The sequence below is a fragment of the Streptomyces chromofuscus genome (assembly GCF_015160875.1).
In the GTDB taxonomy this organism is placed as follows: Bacteria; Actinomycetota; Actinomycetes; order Streptomycetales; family Streptomycetaceae; genus Streptomyces; species Streptomyces chromofuscus.
Genome location: NZ_CP063374.1, coordinates 5,222,354 through 5,238,547 on the forward strand (window position 1 = coordinate 5,222,354; position 16,194 = coordinate 5,238,547).

The following is a 16,194-nucleotide window of genomic DNA, read 5'->3' on the forward strand; positions in this document are numbered from 1 at the left end:
CGTCCGAGGGCGACGGGTCGATCGGGGACCCGTCGAGACCTGATGCGTGGATGGACGACGCGCCCGTGGACCGCGTACCGGGGGCCGGTGGAGCGCGGGACGACGTGAGCGTGTCCGCCACGCAGACGGACACGGTTCCGGCACCCGCTCCCGTCGTCGAGGACCGCAGGCCCCTCCACGACCCCGACCCCTACAGCACCCCGCCCTACGGCCGGCCCGGCCCCTGGGCACCCGCCCCACCCGTACAGCATCCGGCGACCACGCCCGCGCAGGGCACGGCGACGGCGGACCGGGCTCCCGTGACACCGCCGCCGCATACGGGGCCCGCGTCGGCTGCTCCGGTGACGCCGGTGCCCGCTCCGGCGGCCACTCCGGCGGTCCCGGCACCCGCTCCGGCGGCCTCGGTGCCTGCTCCGGTAGTTCCTGCACCTGCTTCAGCCGCTCCGGCGGTCCCGGCACCGGCTCCGGCGGCCCAAGCGCCTGCTTCGGCCGCCCCGGCGTCCGCTCCAGCCGCTCCGGCACCCGCGCTGCCGACACCGTTGCCCGCTCAGACCACCCCGGCCGCCCCGGCCCACACGCAGGCTGCTCCGGCACCGGCCGCACATCCGGCCCCGTCTGCACCGACAGTGCCGACTGCACCGGCGGCCGGGCAGGCACTCGCACCCGCCGCTGCCACCCCCGCCCCCTCCAACCCCTGGCAGCGCTACGACCCCTGGGCCGCCCCGACGCCCGCCCCTCTCCAGCAGACCGGCGCCGCGGTGCTCACGAAGCAGCAGCGTCACAAGCGCGGGCTCAAGATCCTCGTCGTCGGCACCGTGCTCGTCGCCCTCGTCTCCGGCGGCGTCGGCGGTGTCGTGGGCGCGTATCTGGAGCGCAACGGCGGGGTCGGCCGGGTGGAGCTGCCACAGGCCGGGCAGGAGGCCGCCGGGCGGGACGCCGACAGCGTCGCAGGGATCGCCGCCCGGGCGCTGCCCAGCGTGGTCACCCTGCACGTCAGCGGCTCCGCCGAAGCGGGCACCGGCACCGGCTTCGTGCTGGACGGCCGCGGCCACATCCTCACCAACGACCACGTCGTGGAGCCCGCCGGCGCGAACGGCGAGATAACGGTCACCTTCCACAGCGGCGAGTCGGCGAAGGCCGAGGTCGTCGGCCGGGACGCCGGCTACGACCTCGCGGTCGTCCGCGTCCGCGGCGTCAGCGGCCTGAAGCCGCTGCCCCTGGGCAATTCCGACAACGTCCAGGTCGGCGACCCGGTCGTCGCCATCGGCGCCCCCTTCGACCTGGCCGGGACCGTCACCTCCGGCATCGTCAGCGCCAAGGAACGCCCCATCACGGCGGGCGGCGAGGGCGGCGACGCCGGCGACGTCTCCTACGTCGACGCCCTCCAGACCGACGCGCCCATCAACCCGGGCAACTCCGGCGGCCCCCTGCTCGACGCCCGAGCCCGCGTGATCGGCATCAACTCGGCCATCCGCTCCGCCGACGGCGACGACCTGGACGGCGGCCAGGCGGGCTCCATCGGCCTGGGCTTCGCCATCCCGATCAACCAGGGCAAGCGCGTCGCCGAGGAACTGATCAACACCGGCCGGGCGACCCACCCGGTCATCGGCATCACCCTCGACATGAACTACACCGGCGACGGTGCCCGCGTCGGCACCAAGGGCGGCGACGGCGGTGACCCGGTCACCCCCGGCGGCCCCGGCGACAGGGCCGGGATCCAGCCGGGCGACGTGATCACCGCGATCGACGGGCAGCGGATCCACAGCGGTGAGGAACTGATCGTCAGGACCCGCGCCCACCGCCCGGGCGACCGGCTGGAGCTGACGCTGCGGCGGGACGGTGAGGAACGCACGATCTCGCTGGTGCTCGGCTCCTCGGACGGGGACTGAGCAAACTCACACAAACCTCACAGACAGGACCGCGCACCCTCTCCCACAAGGCAAACAACCGGAAAAACGCTCACTAACCCGCACGTGGGGGGCACGGGACGGTACCGGTCGGACACGATCGCCGGGTACCGTGGAGCCGGCCCGGGACATCGCAAGGAGCTTTCAGGTGTTCAATGACATAGGACCGCTGGAGCTGGTGACGCTCGTCATCCTTGCCGTGCTCGTGTTCGGTCCGGACAAGCTCCCGAAGGTCATCCAGGACGTGATGCGCACGGTCCGGAAGATCCGTGAGTTCTCGGAGAGCGCCAAGCAGGACATCCGGCAGGAACTCGGCCCGGAGTTCAAGGACTTCGAGTTCGAGGACCTCAACCCCAAGACGTTCATCCGCAAGCAGTTGGACAACGACGACCTGGGGCTGAAGGAACTCCGCAACGGCTTCGACCTGAAGAAGGAGATGGCCGAGGTCACGGACGCGGTCCACGGCCGCGACGCCGAGCCGTCCGCCGCCTCCGGTTCCTCGGGTCCCCGCGTCGACATGACGAAGAAGCCCGACGACCGCCCGCCCTTCGACGCCGACGCCACCTGACGGCGAACCTGACGGCGGCGCCGGCCCGCCCTCACCGCGTCGGACGTGGACGTGTGGCCTCCCGCGTGCACCCGTCCCGACGGCTTGAACACGACGCCCGGGCGACCCACGCGCCGGGCGCGTTCGCGGCTGCTCGCAGTGGTGTCGATATGCTGCCGAGTTGTTGTGCGGACCGGACGAGTACGCCCGAAGGGGGGCGGGCCGTCCGTTCCGACGAGAGCGAGGAGGCGTCCGGGCACATGGAGACGACGAGTCGGGCAGTCGCGCAGGCGCCGGCCGGGGAGGGTGAGCAGCAGGTCCTCTCCGCGCGGCGCACGGTCGACGGCTACCTGCGTGCGCCCTTCCCGTGGTACGGCCTTGACGAGGCGTTCACGGGCCCGCGCTGGCTGATGCAGGTGGGCATGACGGCCGACGGAGCCGTGGAACACGGTTCGGTCGGCCACGGTGACGAGCCCTCGGTGCGTGCCGAAGGGGTCGGCGAGGAACGGGAGCGGTTCGCGGTCGTGGTGACCGTCGCCGCGAACCCGGTGCGGCGCAGTGCCGACGGTACGGGGCTGCTGGAGGCCACGTCGGTCTCCTCGGCGGCCTGGCTGGCGGGGGTGGGGCTGCTGTCCTTCACCTGGCCCGGGCAGATGGACCACAGCCTGCGGGACGACTGGCTGGAGCAGCAGACCGAGACCGCGTGGGCGCTGGCGGACGACCTCGCCGGGGAGGAGTGGTCGTCGCTGTCCCTCCCCGTCGACGGGGTGCCGACGCAGTTCCACTACCGGGAGTCCGAGTTCGGGTGGGTCCTCGCGGGGTCGACGCCGGAGGGGGTCCACCTGGGCGCCTACGGCCGGGGGATGAGCGCGTACGGGCTGGGTTTCGCGGTGATCAAGGACATCGCCGCGTACGCGTGAGAATCGCCGCGTACGCGGGACAAGCCGCGTGCGCGTGAGAAAGGGCGCCGCCGGGTCGGGGCGCCCTTTCGCCGTCCGTCCTGGGTGTGTGGTGCGGGAACCGCGCGGGAACCGAGTGCCGCGGCAGGCAACGTTTGCCCGGCAAGGAGCGGCGTCCGGTGCGTCCGCTCGACGTGCCGGCCGGAAGCCCTCGTACTGGATGTACTTGGGCTTCCGGCCGGTGCGGCGAGAGGGCGTGCCGGGCGTCGGGACGGGGTGAACGTTGCCTGTCGCGGCACTAGAACTTGTTGCGCGGCGTGATGCCCAGGGACAGGCCCGCCAGGCCCCGCTGGCGGCCTCCCAGCTTGCCCGCGATCGAGCGCAGGGCCGCGCCCGCCGGGGAGTCCGGGTCGGTCAGGACGACCGGCTTGCCCTCGTCGCCGCCCTCGCGCAGGCGGACGTCGATGGGGATGCTGCCGAGGACCGGGACGTTCGTGCCCGTGGTGCGGGTCAGGCCGTCGGCGACCGTCTGGCCGCCTCCGGTGCCGAAGACGTCGACCATCTCGCCGCAGTGCGGGCAGGGCAGGCCGGACATGTTCTCGACGACGCCGACGATCTTCTGGTGGGTCTGCACGGCGATGGAGCCGGCCCGCTCCGCCACCTCGGCCGCCGCCTGCTGCGGGGTCGTCACGACCAGGATCTCGGCGTTGGGGACCAGCTGGGCCACGGAGATGGCGATGTCACCGGTGCCCGGCGGCAGGTCGAGCAGCAGGACGTCCAGGTCGCCCCAGTACACGTCCGCCAGGAACTGCTGGAGCGCGCGGTGCAGCATGGGGCCGCGCCACACGACGGGGGCGTTGCCCGGCGTGAACATGCCGATGGAGATGACCTTCACGCCGTTCGCGGACGGCGGCATGATCATGTTCTCGACCTGGGTGGGACGCCCGTCTGCGCCCAGCATGCGCGGCACCGAGTGGCCGTAGATGTCGGCGTCGACCACACCGACCTTGAGGCCGTCGGCCGCCATCGCCGCCGCCAGATTCACCGTGACCGACGACTTGCCGACGCCGCCCTTGCCGGACGCGACCGCGTACACGCGGGTCAGGGAGCCGGGCTTGGCGAAGGGGACCTCGCGCTCGGCCTGGCCGCCGCGCAGGGCGTTCGCCAGCTCCTTGCGCTGTTCGTCGCTCATCACGTCGAGCGTGACGTCGACGCGGGTGACGCCGTCCACCCGGGAGACCGCCTCGGTCACGCGCTGTGTGATCGTCTCGCGCATGGGGCAGCCCGAGACGGTCAGGTACACGGTGACCGCGACCGCTCCGTCCGCGGCGATCTCCACCGATTTGACCATCCCGAGCTCGGTGATGGGCCGGTTGATCTCGGGGTCGTTCACCGTCGCCAGTGCTTCGCGCACCGCGTCTTCCGTAGCCATAAGGACGATGGTACGGCGCCGCCCGTCTCCCCCGGAAAGCCCGTCAGCGGTCGTCTGCGTCACGCAGCCCCGACCGTTCTGCCGGGAATACCTGGTGACCGTCCGGATGCCCGTCCTGCAGTTCCTTGACCATGTCCTGCAACTCGGAGCGGATCCAGTCCCGCGTCGCCACCTCGCCGAGCCCGATGCGCAGGGCGGCGATCTCCCGGGTGAGGTACTCGGTGTCCGCGATCGACCGCTCGTTCTGCTTGCGGTCCTGCTCCAGGTTGACCCGGTCGCGGTCGTCCTGGCGGTTCTGCGCGAGCAGGATCAGCGGGGCCGCGTAGGAGGCCTGGAGCGAGAGCATCAGGGTCAGGAAGATGAACGGGAACTCGTCGAAGCGCAGGCCGGCGGGCGCGGACACGTTCCACAGCACCCACGCCACGACGACGAACGTCATCCAGACCAGGAACCGCCCGGTGCCGATGAAGCGGGCGACGCGCTCCGACAGCTTCCCGAACGCCTCCGGGTCCCACTCGGGCAGCATTCTCGGCCGCCGGGGACGTGGCTGGTCGAGCCGGGCGCGCGGGCGCGTGGTCGCCGTGGCCCCGGCGGGCACCCGCTCCCGGCCGGTCTCGCGCCACGCCTCGCGCCGCACCACCTCGCGCTCAGGAGCCATGGGCGACCACCCCCTCGCCCTCGTCGAGCTCGAACTCGGACTCCCGCCAGTCCTCGGGCAGCATGTGGTCCAGCACGTCGTCCACGGTCACCGCGCCCAGCAGCGACCCGGACTCGTCGACGACCGGTGCGGAGACCATGTCGTACGTCGCGAAGAACCCGGCGACGAGGGGCAGCGCCGCGTCCGGGGCGAGGGGTTGCAGATCGTCGTCCAGGATCGAGCTGACCAGGGTGTACGGCGGGTCGCGCAGCAGCCGCTGGAAGTGGACGGTGCCGAGGTATTTGCCGGTCGGCGTCTCGTCGGGCGGGCGGCAGACGTAGACCTGGGCGGCCAGGGCGGGGGAGAGGTCGGGGTTGCGGACCCGGGCGAGCGCGTCGGCGACGGTGGCGTCGGGACGCAGCACGATCGGCTCGGTTGTCATCAGGCCGCCCGCGGTGTGCTCCTCGTAGGCCATCAGGCGCCGCATGTCGGCCGCGTCGGCGGGCTGCATCAGGCTCAGCAGCCGCTCCTTCTCCTCCTCCGGCAGCTCGGACAGCAGGTCGGCCGCGTCGTCCGGGTCCATCGCCTCCAGGACGTCCGCCGCGCGCTCCTCCTGCAGCTTGCCGAGGATCTCGATCTGGTCGTCCTCCGGGAGCTGTTCGAGGACGTCGGCCAGGCGGTCGTCGTCGAGTGCGGCGGCGACCTCGGCGCGCCGCTTCGCCGACAGGTGGTGCAGGACGTTGGCGAGGTCGGCGGGGCGCAGCTGCTCGAAGGTGGCGAGCAGGCTCTCGGCGCCCTGCCCGTGCTCCTCCAGGGAGAAGCCGGTGACGCCGGACCACTCGACGGTCAGCGTCTCGCCCTTGGCCCGCCGGAAGGCGCCGCCCTTCCTGCCCTTGCGGACGAAGACCCGGTCGATCTCCCAGTCGCGGCGGGCCGGCAGCTGCTGCACCGACAGGTCGAGGACGGTGACCTGCTCGCCGGTCTCCGTGAGGGTGACGCGCTTGTCGAGCAGTTCGCCGAAGACGAGGCGCTCGGTGGGGCGCTGTTCGAAGCGGCGCACGTTGAGCACGCCGGTGGTGATGACCTGTCCGGACTCGATGCCGGTGACCCGGGTCATGGGCAGGAAGATGCGGCGGCGGGTGGTGAGTTCGACGACCAGCCCGAGCAGCCGGGGCGGCCTGCTGCCGACCCGCAGCATCGCGACCAGGTCGCGTACGCGGCCCACCTGGTCGCCGTTCGGGTCGAACACGGCGGTGCCAGAGAGGTGCGAGACGAAGATCCTGGGGGCGCCCGCGGCCATGGCTGCGCCTCCTTTTCCTGCCGTGCGTTGCGTTTGCTCCGCTTGTGTCGAAAATGCTCGCTCGGATGGGCTTCAGGCTAGCCCGTCCCGATCGGATCCGCCCTGGTGAGCGGTCCGGACGGACTGGCTCCGCCGGCCGCCCGGCACCCCGGTACGCTGCGATACGCCGCTCAGGACCGACGTCAGAAAGGCAGCACCACCTGTGACTGCGATGCGCCAGGGCCGTACGCGCCGGACCACACTGGTGAGCGCCATCTGTGCGCTGGTCGTGGCCGGGACGGGGCTGACCGGGTGTGGTGGCGGCGAGGACCCGGACGCGGGCACGAACGGCGTCGGCAAACTGCCCGCCGAGAAGATCCAGGCCAAGACGCGCACGGCGGCCGAGTCCGCGCGGGCGGTACGGCTGTCGGGGACGGTGGTCGCGGGCGGGAGCACGTACAAGCTGGACATGCGCCTGAAGTCCGACGGCGGCACCGGGTCGGTCAGCGCGGAGGGGGCGACCTTCCAGCTGCTGCGGGTCGGTGAGGAGCTGTTCCTGATGGCGGACGCGGACTTCTGGAGCAACGGCGACGGTGACGGCGGGGACGAGGGCGACCAGTCCGACGACGCCGCGGCGGACAAGCTGGAGGGCAAGTTCGTGAAGGTGCCGGAGGGCGACCCGTCGTACAAGCGGTTCAGCGGTTTCACCGACAAGGACGTCCTGCTCGACAGCCTGTTGACGCTGCACGGCACCCTGGCGACCGACGGCCGCCACGAGGAGTCCGGCGTGCGCACCATCCGCATCACCGGCGACAAGGGTTCCGGCGGCACCCTGGACGTCTCCCTGGAAGGCACGCCGTATCCCCTGCGCCTGGTCCGCGCGGGCGGCGCGGGCACCCTCACGTTCTCGGACTGGGGCGAGGACTTCAAGCTGGAGCAGCCCGCGAAGGACAAGACGGTCGACTACGGCCAGCAGCTGCCGACGTCGTGAGGCGCTAGGCGCGCCCGCGCTTCTTCTTCCGGAAGAGCAGGCGCGGCAGTCCCTCGGGGACGGGCTCGCGGGTCGTCGCCGGCGTCGGCAGCGGCGCCTCGGCCAGCGAGCCGTCCGGCAGCGGCGAGGTCGTGCCGGTCGGCTCCAGACGCAGCACCCGGCACTCGCGGGCCCACCGTTCGGGCATGGCCTCGCCGTCGGGGGCGTTGAGCCGCTTGCCCTTCAGTTCGGCGACGGCCGCGTCCCACCGCTCGGAGCCCGGCGCCAGCTCCACCACCCGTGCCGTCCAGGCGACCAGCCGGCCGCCCTTGTCCTTGCTGCGGACGGTCACCTCGGCCGCCCCGCCGTCGGCCAGCCCCGGCAGCGGCTGCTCGCCCGGACCGTCGCCGACCACACAGGCCGCGCCCTCGTGCCACACGTGCCACAGCGCCCGCGCTGCCGGCGCCCCGGCACCCCGCACCCAGATGAGCCCGGACTTCTTGGTGGCCTCCTCGACGAGGGCCTGGTCGAGCAGCTCGCTAGTCATGGCAGCAGGGTAGCGAGGCCGTTCACAGCCAGCCGTTGCGCTTCAGCGTCCGGTGGATGCCGAAACAGATCATCGCCGTGATGCCGAGCACCATCGGGTAGCCGAACTTCCAGCGCAGCTCGGGCATGTAGTCGAAGTTCATTCCGTACACGCCGCACACCATGGTCGGTACGGCGATGATGGCGGCCCACGAGGTGATCTTGCGCATGTCCTCGTTCTGCGCGACCGACGCCTGCGCGAGGTTGGCCTGGAGGATGGAGTTGAGCAGCTCGTCGAAGCCGGTGACCTGCTCCTGCACCCGGGCGAGGTGGTCGGCGACGTCCCGGAAGTACTTCTGGATGTCGGGGTCGATCAGCCGCATCGGCCGCTCGCTCAGCAGCGCCAGCGGACGCATCAGCGGCTGCACCGCCCGCCGGAACTCCATGACCTCACGCTTGAGCTGGTAGATCCGCCCTGCGTCGGTGCCCCGCGGCGCGCCCTTGCGGCCCGGCGAGAACACCTCCGTCTCCACCTCGTCGATGTCGTCCTGCACCGCGTCGGCGACCGCGATGTACCCGTCGACGACGTGGTCGGCGATCGCGTGCAGCACCGCCGAGGGGCCCTTGGCGAGCAGCTCGGGGTCGTCCTGCAGACGGTGCCGCAGCGCCCGCAGCGAGCCCTGCCCGCCGTGCCGGACGGTGATGAAGAAGTCCCCCCCGGTGAAGCACATGACCTCGCCGGTCTCGACGACCTGGCTGTTGGCGGTGAGTTCGTCGTGCTCGACGTAGTGGATGGTCTTGAAGACGGTGAACAGGGAGTCGTCGTAGCGCTCCAGCTTCGGCCGCTGGTGCGCCTGGACGGCGTCCTCGACCGCCAGCGGGTGCAGCCCGAACTCGCTCGCGATACCCGCGAATTCGGCCTCGGTGGGCTCGTGCAGCCCGATCCAGACGAAGCCCCCGTCACGCCGCACCCGGCGCATCGCCTCGTGCGGGGTGAGCGGTCCCGCGGTCTCGACGCGGGTGCCGTCGCGGTAGACGGCGCAGTCGACGACGGCGGTGGTGCTCTTCGGGTCGCGCGTGGTGTCGTACGCCCCGGTGTCCTTGCGCAGCGCGGGACGCGACGGGCGGACCGCGGCACGGAGGTCACGGATCATCGACATGGCAGGCTCCTTCGCGGGCGAGCAGCGTCAGGCCGCGGGGCGCCGGGTGGAACTGCCCGGAATGGGGACGTCCTGCAAGGTCTCCCCGCCGTCAGGCAGGGAAGGATGTTTCGCACGTCCACAAAGCGGGGAGCACCGCACCGTCGCGGTGGCGAACTTTTCGCTGCTGATTCAGCTGCTGATGCAGGTCATACAGATCAAGCAGAGGCAAAACGGAACTAAGTGCTCTTCCGCGGAAACACGCAGGAGATGCGCATGCGAGAGGTGGCGGCAGGCTAGAGCCGGAGCAACGTCAGCGGCGGGAAGAGCGGGTGGTACTGCACGGTCGACTTCGGTCCATTGCAGCCCCACCTCCTCCGGCCGGTCCCTCGTAAGGGAGTGTCGTCGGCGTCGGGACTTGATCGCGACGCCACCGCGTGCTGCCCCGAACCACCGGCCAAGAGTATCAGCAGACCTAAGTGTCAAGGCGCTGCTTTGCCCTGTCCTAACGAGTTCTATGCTCGCCGCATGGCTGATGTTCTCCCACTGGTCGAGGCCAGGTTGCGCTCCGCGCTCGGCGAGCCGGACGCGCGCGCCGCGGTCACCTTCCTCGGCACGGACCGCGTCGAGGTGCTGCGTTTCCAGGAGGGGGACATCGTCCGCTACGCCACCCTCGGCATGTCCGCCCAGCCCATGGCGGACCCCACCGGGGTCCTCGCCGATCCGGTCAAGGGTCCCCGCGCCGAGCTGTTCCTCTCCGTGCGCTCCGGTCGCGCCGACACCGACAAGGTGCTCCGCCCGCTGGCTGTTCTCGCCGCGTCCCCGCAGGTCGAGGGCGTGGTCGTGGCCCCCGGCGCCTCCCTGGACGTCGGCGAACCGCTGTGGCCGGGCGCTCCCTTCACCTCCGTCCTGGTCGCCGAGCCGGGCGGCCTGGTCGAGGACCTGGAACTGGACGCGCCCCTCGACCCGGTCCGCTTCCTGCCGCTGCTGCCCATGACGCCGAACGAGGCCGCCTGGAAGCGCGTCCACGGTGCGCAGGCCCTCCAGGAGCGCTGGCTCACGCACGGGACCGACCTGCGCGATCCGTCCCGCACATCGGTCCCGCTGGACTGAGCCGGAGCGTGAGCAAGGTCACCAAAGTCCGTCCGGAATCGGTCAGTTGACGAAGACGCCCACACCGTCCTCGGTGGCGTGCCGCACCTGGAGCTGCTCCGCCTTCGCCGTCAGTGCCCTTCGCCGTACGGCGACCACGCTCGCGCCCAGCAACGCCGTGACCGCCGCGACGACGAACGGGACGTGGACGTCGGTCCACTCCTCGATCCGCGGTGCGAGGAAGGCGCGGCGGCCGCCGCGAACCAGCGCCCGAAGTTGTAGCCCGTGCTCGCCGCCGGTCGCGGCGCGTCCGACACGCCGAGCGCCGGCTCGGTGTAGACGGTGTTGTCCACGCCGATGAGGGCGCCCGAGAGAATCGTGCAGACGACGGCCGTCGTGTGGTCGCCGTGGCCGAGGACGAGTACGTCGGTCCGGCGCGCGGGCTGCGGCTGCTCCTTGAGGAACGCCGTGATGCACAGGAAGCCGACGGCCATCAGGAACGCGGTGCCGAAGAACGGGTAGGGCCAGCCGGCGTCGCCGAGCAGCGCGCCCAGGAGCGGCCCGCAGGCCATGCCGAGGCCGTAGCGCGGACTCGTACAGCAGGATCGCCGCGGCGCTTCCGCCCGCCGCCGCGCCGACGACGACCGCGAGGGCCGTGGATACGAACAGCGCGTGGCCCAGGCCCCGGCCCGCCCGGAAGCCGACGAGTTCGCCGACCGAGCCCGAGGCGCCGGACAGGTCGGCGAACACCACGACGAGGCCGAGGCCGAGCAGCAGCGTCCGAGGCCGCCGACGCGGCGGAGACGAACCCGGTGAGCAGCATGCGATCGCCTGACCAGGAAGGACGAGGTGAAGAGCAGGGAGACCTGGCCGGCGGTGCGTCCAGGCCCTTGGTGATGGAGGGCAGGATCGGGTCGACGAGGCCGATGCCCATGAAGGCGACCACGGAGGCACCGAATGAGTTAGCTTGGCTAATTGATGCAAGTTACATCTGAATGTTTGTGGCGCGGGTTCCGCCCGGACGGGTGATCGTCCTTGACGTGGCGCAGCAGGGGTAGGACCGTGGAGCCCTATGAGGGGCGAACCCAGTTGCCCGAAGTGTGGTGGCCGGGTCAGGGCTCCCGGACTCTTCGCCGATTCCTGGCAGTGCGACGTGCACGGTGCCGTGCATCCGCTGCAACCCGTGATCCCGCCCAGCGTCGAGGCCCTCAGCGTGGTGGTGGCTCGCACGCAGGTACCGGTGTGGATGCCGTGGCCCCTGCCGGTCGGCTGGCTGTTCACGGGCGTGGCCTGCGCCGGTGACGACCGCAGCGGCGGTCGCGCCACGGCGGTGGCCTGTTCGGGTCCCGGGCCGCTCGGCGGCATCGGGGAGCTGATCCTGGTCGCCGAGGAACTCGGTGTCGGCCTCGGAGCGCGGTACGCGGGCATCGCCGGGCCGGACCCGGGGCCGTACATGAACGTCGAGAAGCCTCCCGAGGTCAAGGTCCTGGCCGCGGGGCGGCCCACGCCGCTGTGGCACGTCTCGGGATCGCCGACCGACCGGGCCGTGTTCGCGGGAGAGGCCCGGGGGCTGTGGCTGTGGGCCGTGGTGTGGCCCGAGCAGTCGGGGCTGCTGATGTACGACGAGCTGGTGCTGACGGACGTGCGGGACGCGGGGGCGGAGGTCGAGCTCGTGCCGTGCGGCGCGTTGTCGCCGCGCCTGCTCGAACCGTAGGGCGCCGGTCGAGCAGCCGGGCTCCGGGTGCCGGGCGGGCCGTGGCGCGCCGGGTGTCGGGCGAGTCGTCTGTAGGGGGCGCATGCCGGTTGCGGGTGTGACAAGGGTGCGCGGATTCACCCGTTATCCTTAGGTGTCCCTCCGTCCCGTCACCGCCTGGAGTCTGCGTCGTGCGTATCGACCTGCACACCCACTCCACCGCGTCCGACGGCACGGACACCCCCGCCGAGCTGGTGCGGAACGCCGCCGCTGCCGGGCTGGACGTCGTCGGGCTCACCGATCACGACACCACCCGGGGGCACGCCGAGGCGATCGCGGCGCTCCCCGAAGGGCTCACGCTGGTCACCGGTGCCGAGCTCTCCTGCCGCATCGACGGCATCGGCATGCACCTGCTGGCCTACCTGTTCGATCCCGAGGAGCCCGCGCTGCTCGCCGAGCGGGAGCTGGTGCGGGACGACCGGGTGCCGCGGGCCAAGGGGATGATCGCCAAGCTGAACGCGCTGGGCGTGCCGGTGACCTGGGAGCAGGTCGCGCGGATCGCCGGCGACGGGTCGGTGGGCCGGCCGCACGTGGCGTCCGCGCTGGTCGAGCTGGGCGTCGTGCCGAGTGTCGGCGACGCCTTCACGCAGGACTGGCTGGCCGACGGCGGGCGCGCCTACGTGGAGAAGCACGAGACCGATCCGTTCGAGGCGATCCGGCTGATCAAGGGCGCGGGTGGCGTCGCCGTGTTCGCGCACCCCGGGGCCGCCAAGCGCGGGCGTACGGTACCGGAGCCGGCGATCGCCGAGTTGGCCGCCGCCGGGCTCGACGGCATCGAGGTCGACCACATGGACCACGACCCGGACACCCGGGCGCGGCTGCGCGGGCTGGCCAAGGAGCTGGGGCTGCTGGTCACCGGGTCCAGCGACTACCACGGCAGCCGCAAGACGGTCGCGCTCGGCGAGTACGTGACCGACCCCGAGGTGTACGGGGAGATCACCCGGCGCGCGACCGGCGCGTTCCCGGTGCCGGGGACCGGCGGAGCCTGAGGCGCACGACCCTCGCGCCCACGTCCGTCGTCCCGCTTTTCATCCTCACGCAAGGCCTGTAGTCCCGTCATGCTCGACCTCGCCGTCTTCGGCTCCCTCTTCCTCACCCTTTTTGTCATCATGGATCCCCCCGGGGTCACCCCGATCTTCCTCGCCCTGACCTCGGGACGGCCCGCCGAGGTGCAGCGGCGGATGGCCTTCCAGGCCGTCTGTGTCGCCGGTGGCGTGATCACCGTGTTCGGGGTGCTGGGGCATCAGATCCTCGACTACCTGCACGTCTCCGTGCCGGCGCTGATGATCGCCGGCGGGCTGCTGCTTCTGCTGATCGCGCTCGACCTGCTCACCGGCAAGACCGACGAGCCCAAGCAGACCAAGGACGTCAACGTCGCCCTCGTCCCGCTCGGCATGCCGCTGCTGGCCGGGCCGGGTGCGATCGTGTCGGTCATCCTCGCCGTGCAGAAGGCGGACGGCGTCGGTCTCCAGGTGTCGGTGTGGGCCGCGATCCTCGCCATCCATGTGGTGCTGTGGCTGGTGATGCGGTACTCGCTGCTGATCATCCGGGTCATCAAGGACGGCGGCGTGGTGCTGGTGACCCGGCTCGCGGGCATGATGCTGTCCGCGATCGCCGTGCAGCAGATCATCAACGGTGTGACGCAGGTGATCCGGGGCGGCTGAGCGGCCCCGTGCACACAGCAGGACCCCGTACGGCGCGTCCGTACGGGGTCCTGCACTCTTCGGCGTGTTCTGCTTTACGAGGCCGGGGTCTCGGCCGGGCGGATCCACAGTCGCTGCCCGATGGCGGCGGCCTGCTGAACGATCCGGTTGACGGAGGCGGCGTCCACGACGGTCGTGTCCACGGGCGTGCCGTCCACGTCGTCGAGTCGCATGATTTCGAAGCGCATGGCTTCTCCCTTCGTCTGGTCATCCTCCTGAGGAGAACTACTGGGGATGGCCCCGAAGGCGGGTGCCTCCGGCTCCATACGTATGCAACACACCGTTTGTTACAAACATTCCCTACGCTAAGGAAATTTTTCGATCGGCTAATTACTGAACGGTAAGCAGCTCTCTTGAGACTAACCGGGACCGGTTGTGTTCGCAGCGTGACCGACGGGACAATGGACGTGATGAACGACGACCTCGCGGCCCTGACCGCCCGTATCGACCGCACGAACGAGCTGCTGCAGCGCATGCTCGCCGAGGTGGCGAAGACACCCTCGACCCACGCCATCTTCGTCGACGCTGGGTATCTCTACGCGGCCGCAGGCCGGTTGATCGCCGGCACCGAGGACCGGCGCGCCTTCGACCTCGACGCCGAAGGGCTGATCGAGGCGCTCATCGACAAGGCCCGCCAGATCTTCGCGGACAGCCGGCTGCTGCGGGTCTACTGGTACGACGGCGCGCGGCGCCGCATCCACACCACCGAGCAGCAGTCCATCGCCGAACTGCCCGACGTCAAGGTCCGGCTCGGCAACCTCAACGCCAACAACCAGCAGAAGGGCGTCGACTCCCTGATTCGCACCGATCTGGAGTCCCTTGCCCGGCATCGCGCCATCAGCGACGCGGCCCTGCTCGGCGGCGACGAGGACCTCGTGTCGGCGGTCGAGGCGGCCCAGGGGTACGGTGCGCGGGTGCACCTGTGGGGCATCGAGGCACCCGAGGGCCGCAACCAGGCCGAGCCGCTGCTGTGGGAGGTCGACAGCCAGCGCACCCTGGACCTCGACTTCTTCAAGCCATACGTCTCCCGGCGCACGGCCGCCGCCTACGAGCCCGCCGCGGCCGCCCGGCCGGCCCGCGAGGACGTCCGCTTCGTCGGCGCCCAGATCGCGGCCAAGTGGCTGGCGGCGCGGGGGCGTGAGTCACTGGTGGAGCTGCTGCCGGGACATCCGTATCTGCCCGGGTCGGTGGACCAGGATCTGCTGGTGGAGGCCGAAGGGCTGTTGCAGTACTCGCTGCGTGGACAGGCGGATCTGCGGCGGGCGTTGCGAGACGGATTCTGGGAGCACCTGCAGACGCTGTACTGAGCCGGGGGGCCGGCCGGTACGGGGGCCTTCCGGGCGCGGTCCTAGGCCGTCGGGTCGGCCGTGTCCCAGAAGTCGGCGATCGCCCGGGCTGTCGGCAGCGGCTGTTCGGCGTTCGGTGAGTGTTCGGCGCCCTCGATGACTGTTCGGTGCGCGCCCAGTCGTACGGCCATGTCGTCCATGAGCGGCAACGGCCAGGTGTCGTCCCGCACACCCGACAGGACGTGGAACAGCAGCCGTACGGCCGCCAGTTCGGTGACGCGATCCGGTTCGGTGGACAACTGACGGCCGGTGGCGATGAGTTGCGCGGGCTTGTTGCCGAGCCAGCGGCGGCGCAGGAGGTCGGCGCCGCCGATGCCGCGAGCCGGGCCGCCGACCTCCTCCGGGGCGCCCATCGACTGGATCACCTCCCACACCTCGTCCATCGACATCACCGTGAGCGCGTCCCGCAGCAGCTTCACGCGCTGCTGCTGGGAGACCGAGATCTGCGCCGGGCCGGACGACATGAGGGTCAGCGAGACGAACGGGGAGTGGTCGAGCAGGACCGCTGCCCGGGTGATCTGGCCGCCCAGGGAGTGCCCGAGGAGGTGCAGGCCGACGCCCAGGGCCTCGGCCTGAGCGAGCACGTCACGCGCCAACTCGTGCTGCGCGTAGGCGGTTTCGTCGTCCGCCGGTCCGTCCGACTCGAACTGTCCCCGCCCGTCCACGGCCACCGTCCGGTACCCGCGCGCCGCGAGCGGCCCCTGCATCAGCCGGAAGTCCTCCTTGCTGCCCGTGAAACCGGGGACCAGCAGGGCCGTGCCGCGCGGCGCGACACCCGGGGCGACCGGCACGTCCACGACCGCGAAGTCACCGCGCGCGGTGGACAGGGGATAGGCGCGAGCGCCGGGGGGCGGGGTGTGGGCGGCGGGCGTCGTCACGGGGTGAGGGTAACGGGTGGGGGCGTACGGGGGAGGGCGGGAAGGGGAAGGGAGTGGAGAAGAGGGCGGAGAAGGGGCAGGGGGCGG

General features: G+C 71.4%; 16 protein-coding genes and 1 pseudogene. 9 read left to right on the forward strand and 8 right to left on the reverse strand.

Annotated elements, in window-relative coordinates; all coding sequences use genetic code 11:
• Positions 1-50 precede the first annotated feature (50 nt).
• From IPT68_RS23685 to IPT68_RS23695, 3 genes are all read left to right on the forward strand, one after another.
• Entirely contained in the window at positions 51-1,889 is a 1,839-nt protein-coding gene (locus IPT68_RS23685; protein ID WP_189696675.1) for a S1C family serine protease, read from the forward strand.
• Positions 1,890-2,055: 166 nt separating this feature from the next.
• Positions 2,056-2,475, forward strand: a complete 420-nt coding sequence (locus tag IPT68_RS23690; RefSeq protein ID WP_189696382.1) for a sec-independent translocase — start codon at positions 2,056-2,058, stop codon at positions 2,473-2,475.
• A gap of 239 nt (positions 2,476-2,714) precedes the next feature.
• On the forward strand, positions 2,715-3,374 hold the full coding sequence (locus IPT68_RS23695) for a hypothetical protein (RefSeq protein ID WP_189696383.1): 660 nt from the start codon (positions 2,715-2,717) through the stop codon (positions 3,372-3,374).
• A 277-nt stretch (positions 3,375-3,651) separates the two neighbouring features.
• Here the strand turns inward: IPT68_RS23695 and IPT68_RS23700 are convergent, their stop codons facing one another.
• Genes IPT68_RS23700 through IPT68_RS23710 form a run of 3 tightly spaced genes read right to left on the reverse strand, consistent with a single transcriptional unit; the run spans position 3,652 to position 6,722 of the window.
• Positions 3,652-4,785 (reverse strand): Mrp/NBP35 family ATP-binding protein, encoded by a 1,134-nt coding sequence (locus IPT68_RS23700; protein ID WP_189696384.1) that lies wholly within the window; start codon positions 4,783-4,785, stop codon positions 3,652-3,654.
• Between the two features lie 43 nt (positions 4,786-4,828).
• Positions 4,829-5,443, reverse strand: a complete 615-nt coding sequence (locus tag IPT68_RS23705) for a DUF1003 domain-containing protein (protein ID WP_189696385.1) — start codon at positions 5,441-5,443, stop codon at positions 4,829-4,831.
• A complete protein-coding gene (locus tag IPT68_RS23710) occupies positions 5,433-6,722 on the reverse strand; it encodes a magnesium transporter MgtE N-terminal domain-containing protein (protein WP_189696386.1) in 1,290 nt (429 codons plus the stop codon). The genes IPT68_RS23705 and IPT68_RS23710 overlap by 11 nt, the downstream gene beginning before the upstream one ends.
• A 202-nt stretch (positions 6,723-6,924) precedes the next feature.
• Between IPT68_RS23710 and IPT68_RS23715 the strand changes: the two genes are divergently transcribed.
• Positions 6,925-7,692 (forward strand): LolA-like protein, encoded by a 768-nt coding sequence (locus IPT68_RS23715; protein WP_189696387.1) that lies wholly within the window; start codon positions 6,925-6,927, stop codon positions 7,690-7,692.
• 4 nt (positions 7,693-7,696) lie between these two features.
• On the opposite strand, the gene IPT68_RS23720 is transcribed toward IPT68_RS23715, so the two are convergent.
• A complete protein-coding gene (locus IPT68_RS23720; RefSeq protein WP_189696388.1) occupies positions 7,697-8,218 on the reverse strand; it encodes a hypothetical protein in 522 nt (173 codons plus the stop codon).
• Between the two features lie 22 nt (positions 8,219-8,240).
• Positions 8,241-9,356 carry a magnesium and cobalt transport protein CorA gene (locus IPT68_RS23725; RefSeq protein ID WP_189696389.1) on the reverse strand — a complete coding sequence of 372 codons (1,116 nt, stop codon included), beginning with the start codon at positions 9,354-9,356 and terminating at the stop codon, positions 8,241-8,243.
• A gap of 507 nt (positions 9,357-9,863) precedes the next feature.
• Between IPT68_RS23725 and IPT68_RS23730 the strand changes: the two genes are divergently transcribed.
• Positions 9,864-10,448: a suppressor of fused domain protein gene (locus IPT68_RS23730; protein ID WP_189696390.1), complete on the forward strand. Its 585-nt coding sequence runs from the start codon at positions 9,864-9,866 to the stop codon at positions 10,446-10,448.
• Positions 10,449-10,490: 42 nt separating this feature from the next.
• Here IPT68_RS23730 and IPT68_RS23735 read toward each other — a convergent pair.
• Positions 10,491-11,403, reverse strand: a pseudogene (locus IPT68_RS23735) (MFS transporter).
• 96 nt (positions 11,404-11,499) lie between these two features.
• Between IPT68_RS23735 and IPT68_RS23740 the strand changes: the two are divergent.
• The 3 genes from IPT68_RS23740 (at position 11,500) to IPT68_RS23750 (ending at position 13,844) form a co-directional block, all read left to right on the forward strand.
• Positions 11,500-12,141 carry a DUF6758 family protein gene (locus tag IPT68_RS23740; protein WP_189696391.1) on the forward strand — a complete coding sequence of 214 codons (642 nt, stop codon included), beginning with the start codon at positions 11,500-11,502 and terminating at the stop codon, positions 12,139-12,141.
• A gap of 170 nt (positions 12,142-12,311) precedes the next feature.
• Positions 12,312-13,169, forward strand: coding sequence for a PHP domain-containing protein (locus IPT68_RS23745; protein ID WP_189696392.1), 858 nt, complete (start codon positions 12,312-12,314; stop codon positions 13,167-13,169).
• Between the two features lie 69 nt (positions 13,170-13,238).
• Positions 13,239-13,844 carry a MarC family protein gene (locus IPT68_RS23750; RefSeq protein WP_189696393.1) on the forward strand — a complete coding sequence of 202 codons (606 nt, stop codon included), beginning with the start codon at positions 13,239-13,241 and terminating at the stop codon, positions 13,842-13,844.
• Between the two features lie 74 nt (positions 13,845-13,918).
• On the opposite strand, the gene IPT68_RS23755 is transcribed toward IPT68_RS23750, so the two are convergent.
• On the reverse strand, positions 13,919-14,071 hold the full coding sequence (locus IPT68_RS23755) for a hypothetical protein (protein WP_189696394.1): 153 nt from the start codon (positions 14,069-14,071) through the stop codon (positions 13,919-13,921).
• A 213-nt stretch (positions 14,072-14,284) separates the two neighbouring features.
• Between IPT68_RS23755 and IPT68_RS23760 the strand changes: the two genes are divergently transcribed.
• Complete coding sequence (locus IPT68_RS23760) at positions 14,285-15,190, forward strand: NYN domain-containing protein (protein WP_189696676.1); 906 nt, start codon at positions 14,285-14,287, stop codon at positions 15,188-15,190.
• A gap of 41 nt (positions 15,191-15,231) precedes the next feature.
• Here the strand turns inward: IPT68_RS23760 and IPT68_RS23765 are convergent, their stop codons facing one another.
• Positions 15,232-16,107 (reverse strand): alpha/beta fold hydrolase, encoded by an 876-nt coding sequence (locus IPT68_RS23765; RefSeq protein WP_189696395.1) that lies wholly within the window; start codon positions 16,105-16,107, stop codon positions 15,232-15,234.
• Positions 16,108-16,194: the final 87 nt, after the last annotated feature.

Bases quoted from the DNA above. Each gene is read 5' to 3' on its own strand.
- IPT68_RS23685 (WP_189696675.1), top strand. From the start codon at position 51: ATGGACGACGCGCCCGTGGACCGCGTACCGGGGGCCGGTGGAGCGCGG.
- IPT68_RS23695 (WP_189696383.1), top strand. From the start codon at position 2,715: ATGGAGACGACGAGTCGGGCAGTCGCGCAGGCGCCGGCCGGGGAGGGT.
- IPT68_RS23700 (WP_189696384.1), bottom strand. From the start codon at position 4,785: ATGGCTACGGAAGACGCGGTGCGCGAAGCACTGGCGACGGTGAACGAC.
- IPT68_RS23705 (WP_189696385.1), bottom strand. From the start codon at position 5,443: ATGGCTCCTGAGCGCGAGGTGGTGCGGCGCGAGGCGTGGCGCGAGACC.
- IPT68_RS23710 (WP_189696386.1), bottom strand. From the start codon at position 6,722: ATGGCCGCGGGCGCCCCCAGGATCTTCGTCTCGCACCTCTCTGGCACC.
- IPT68_RS23720 (WP_189696388.1), bottom strand. From the start codon at position 8,218: ATGACTAGCGAGCTGCTCGACCAGGCCCTCGTCGAGGAGGCCACCAAG.
- IPT68_RS23725 (WP_189696389.1), bottom strand. From the start codon at position 9,356: ATGTCGATGATCCGTGACCTCCGTGCCGCGGTCCGCCCGTCGCGTCCC.
- IPT68_RS23730 (WP_189696390.1), top strand. From the start codon at position 9,864: ATGGCTGATGTTCTCCCACTGGTCGAGGCCAGGTTGCGCTCCGCGCTC.
- IPT68_RS23740 (WP_189696391.1), top strand. From the start codon at position 11,500: ATGAGGGGCGAACCCAGTTGCCCGAAGTGTGGTGGCCGGGTCAGGGCT.
- IPT68_RS23750 (WP_189696393.1), top strand. From the start codon at position 13,239: ATGCTCGACCTCGCCGTCTTCGGCTCCCTCTTCCTCACCCTTTTTGTC.
- IPT68_RS23755 (WP_189696394.1), bottom strand. From the start codon at position 14,071: ATGCGCTTCGAAATCATGCGACTCGACGACGTGGACGGCACGCCCGTG.
- IPT68_RS23760 (WP_189696676.1), top strand. From the start codon at position 14,285: ATGGACGTGATGAACGACGACCTCGCGGCCCTGACCGCCCGTATCGAC.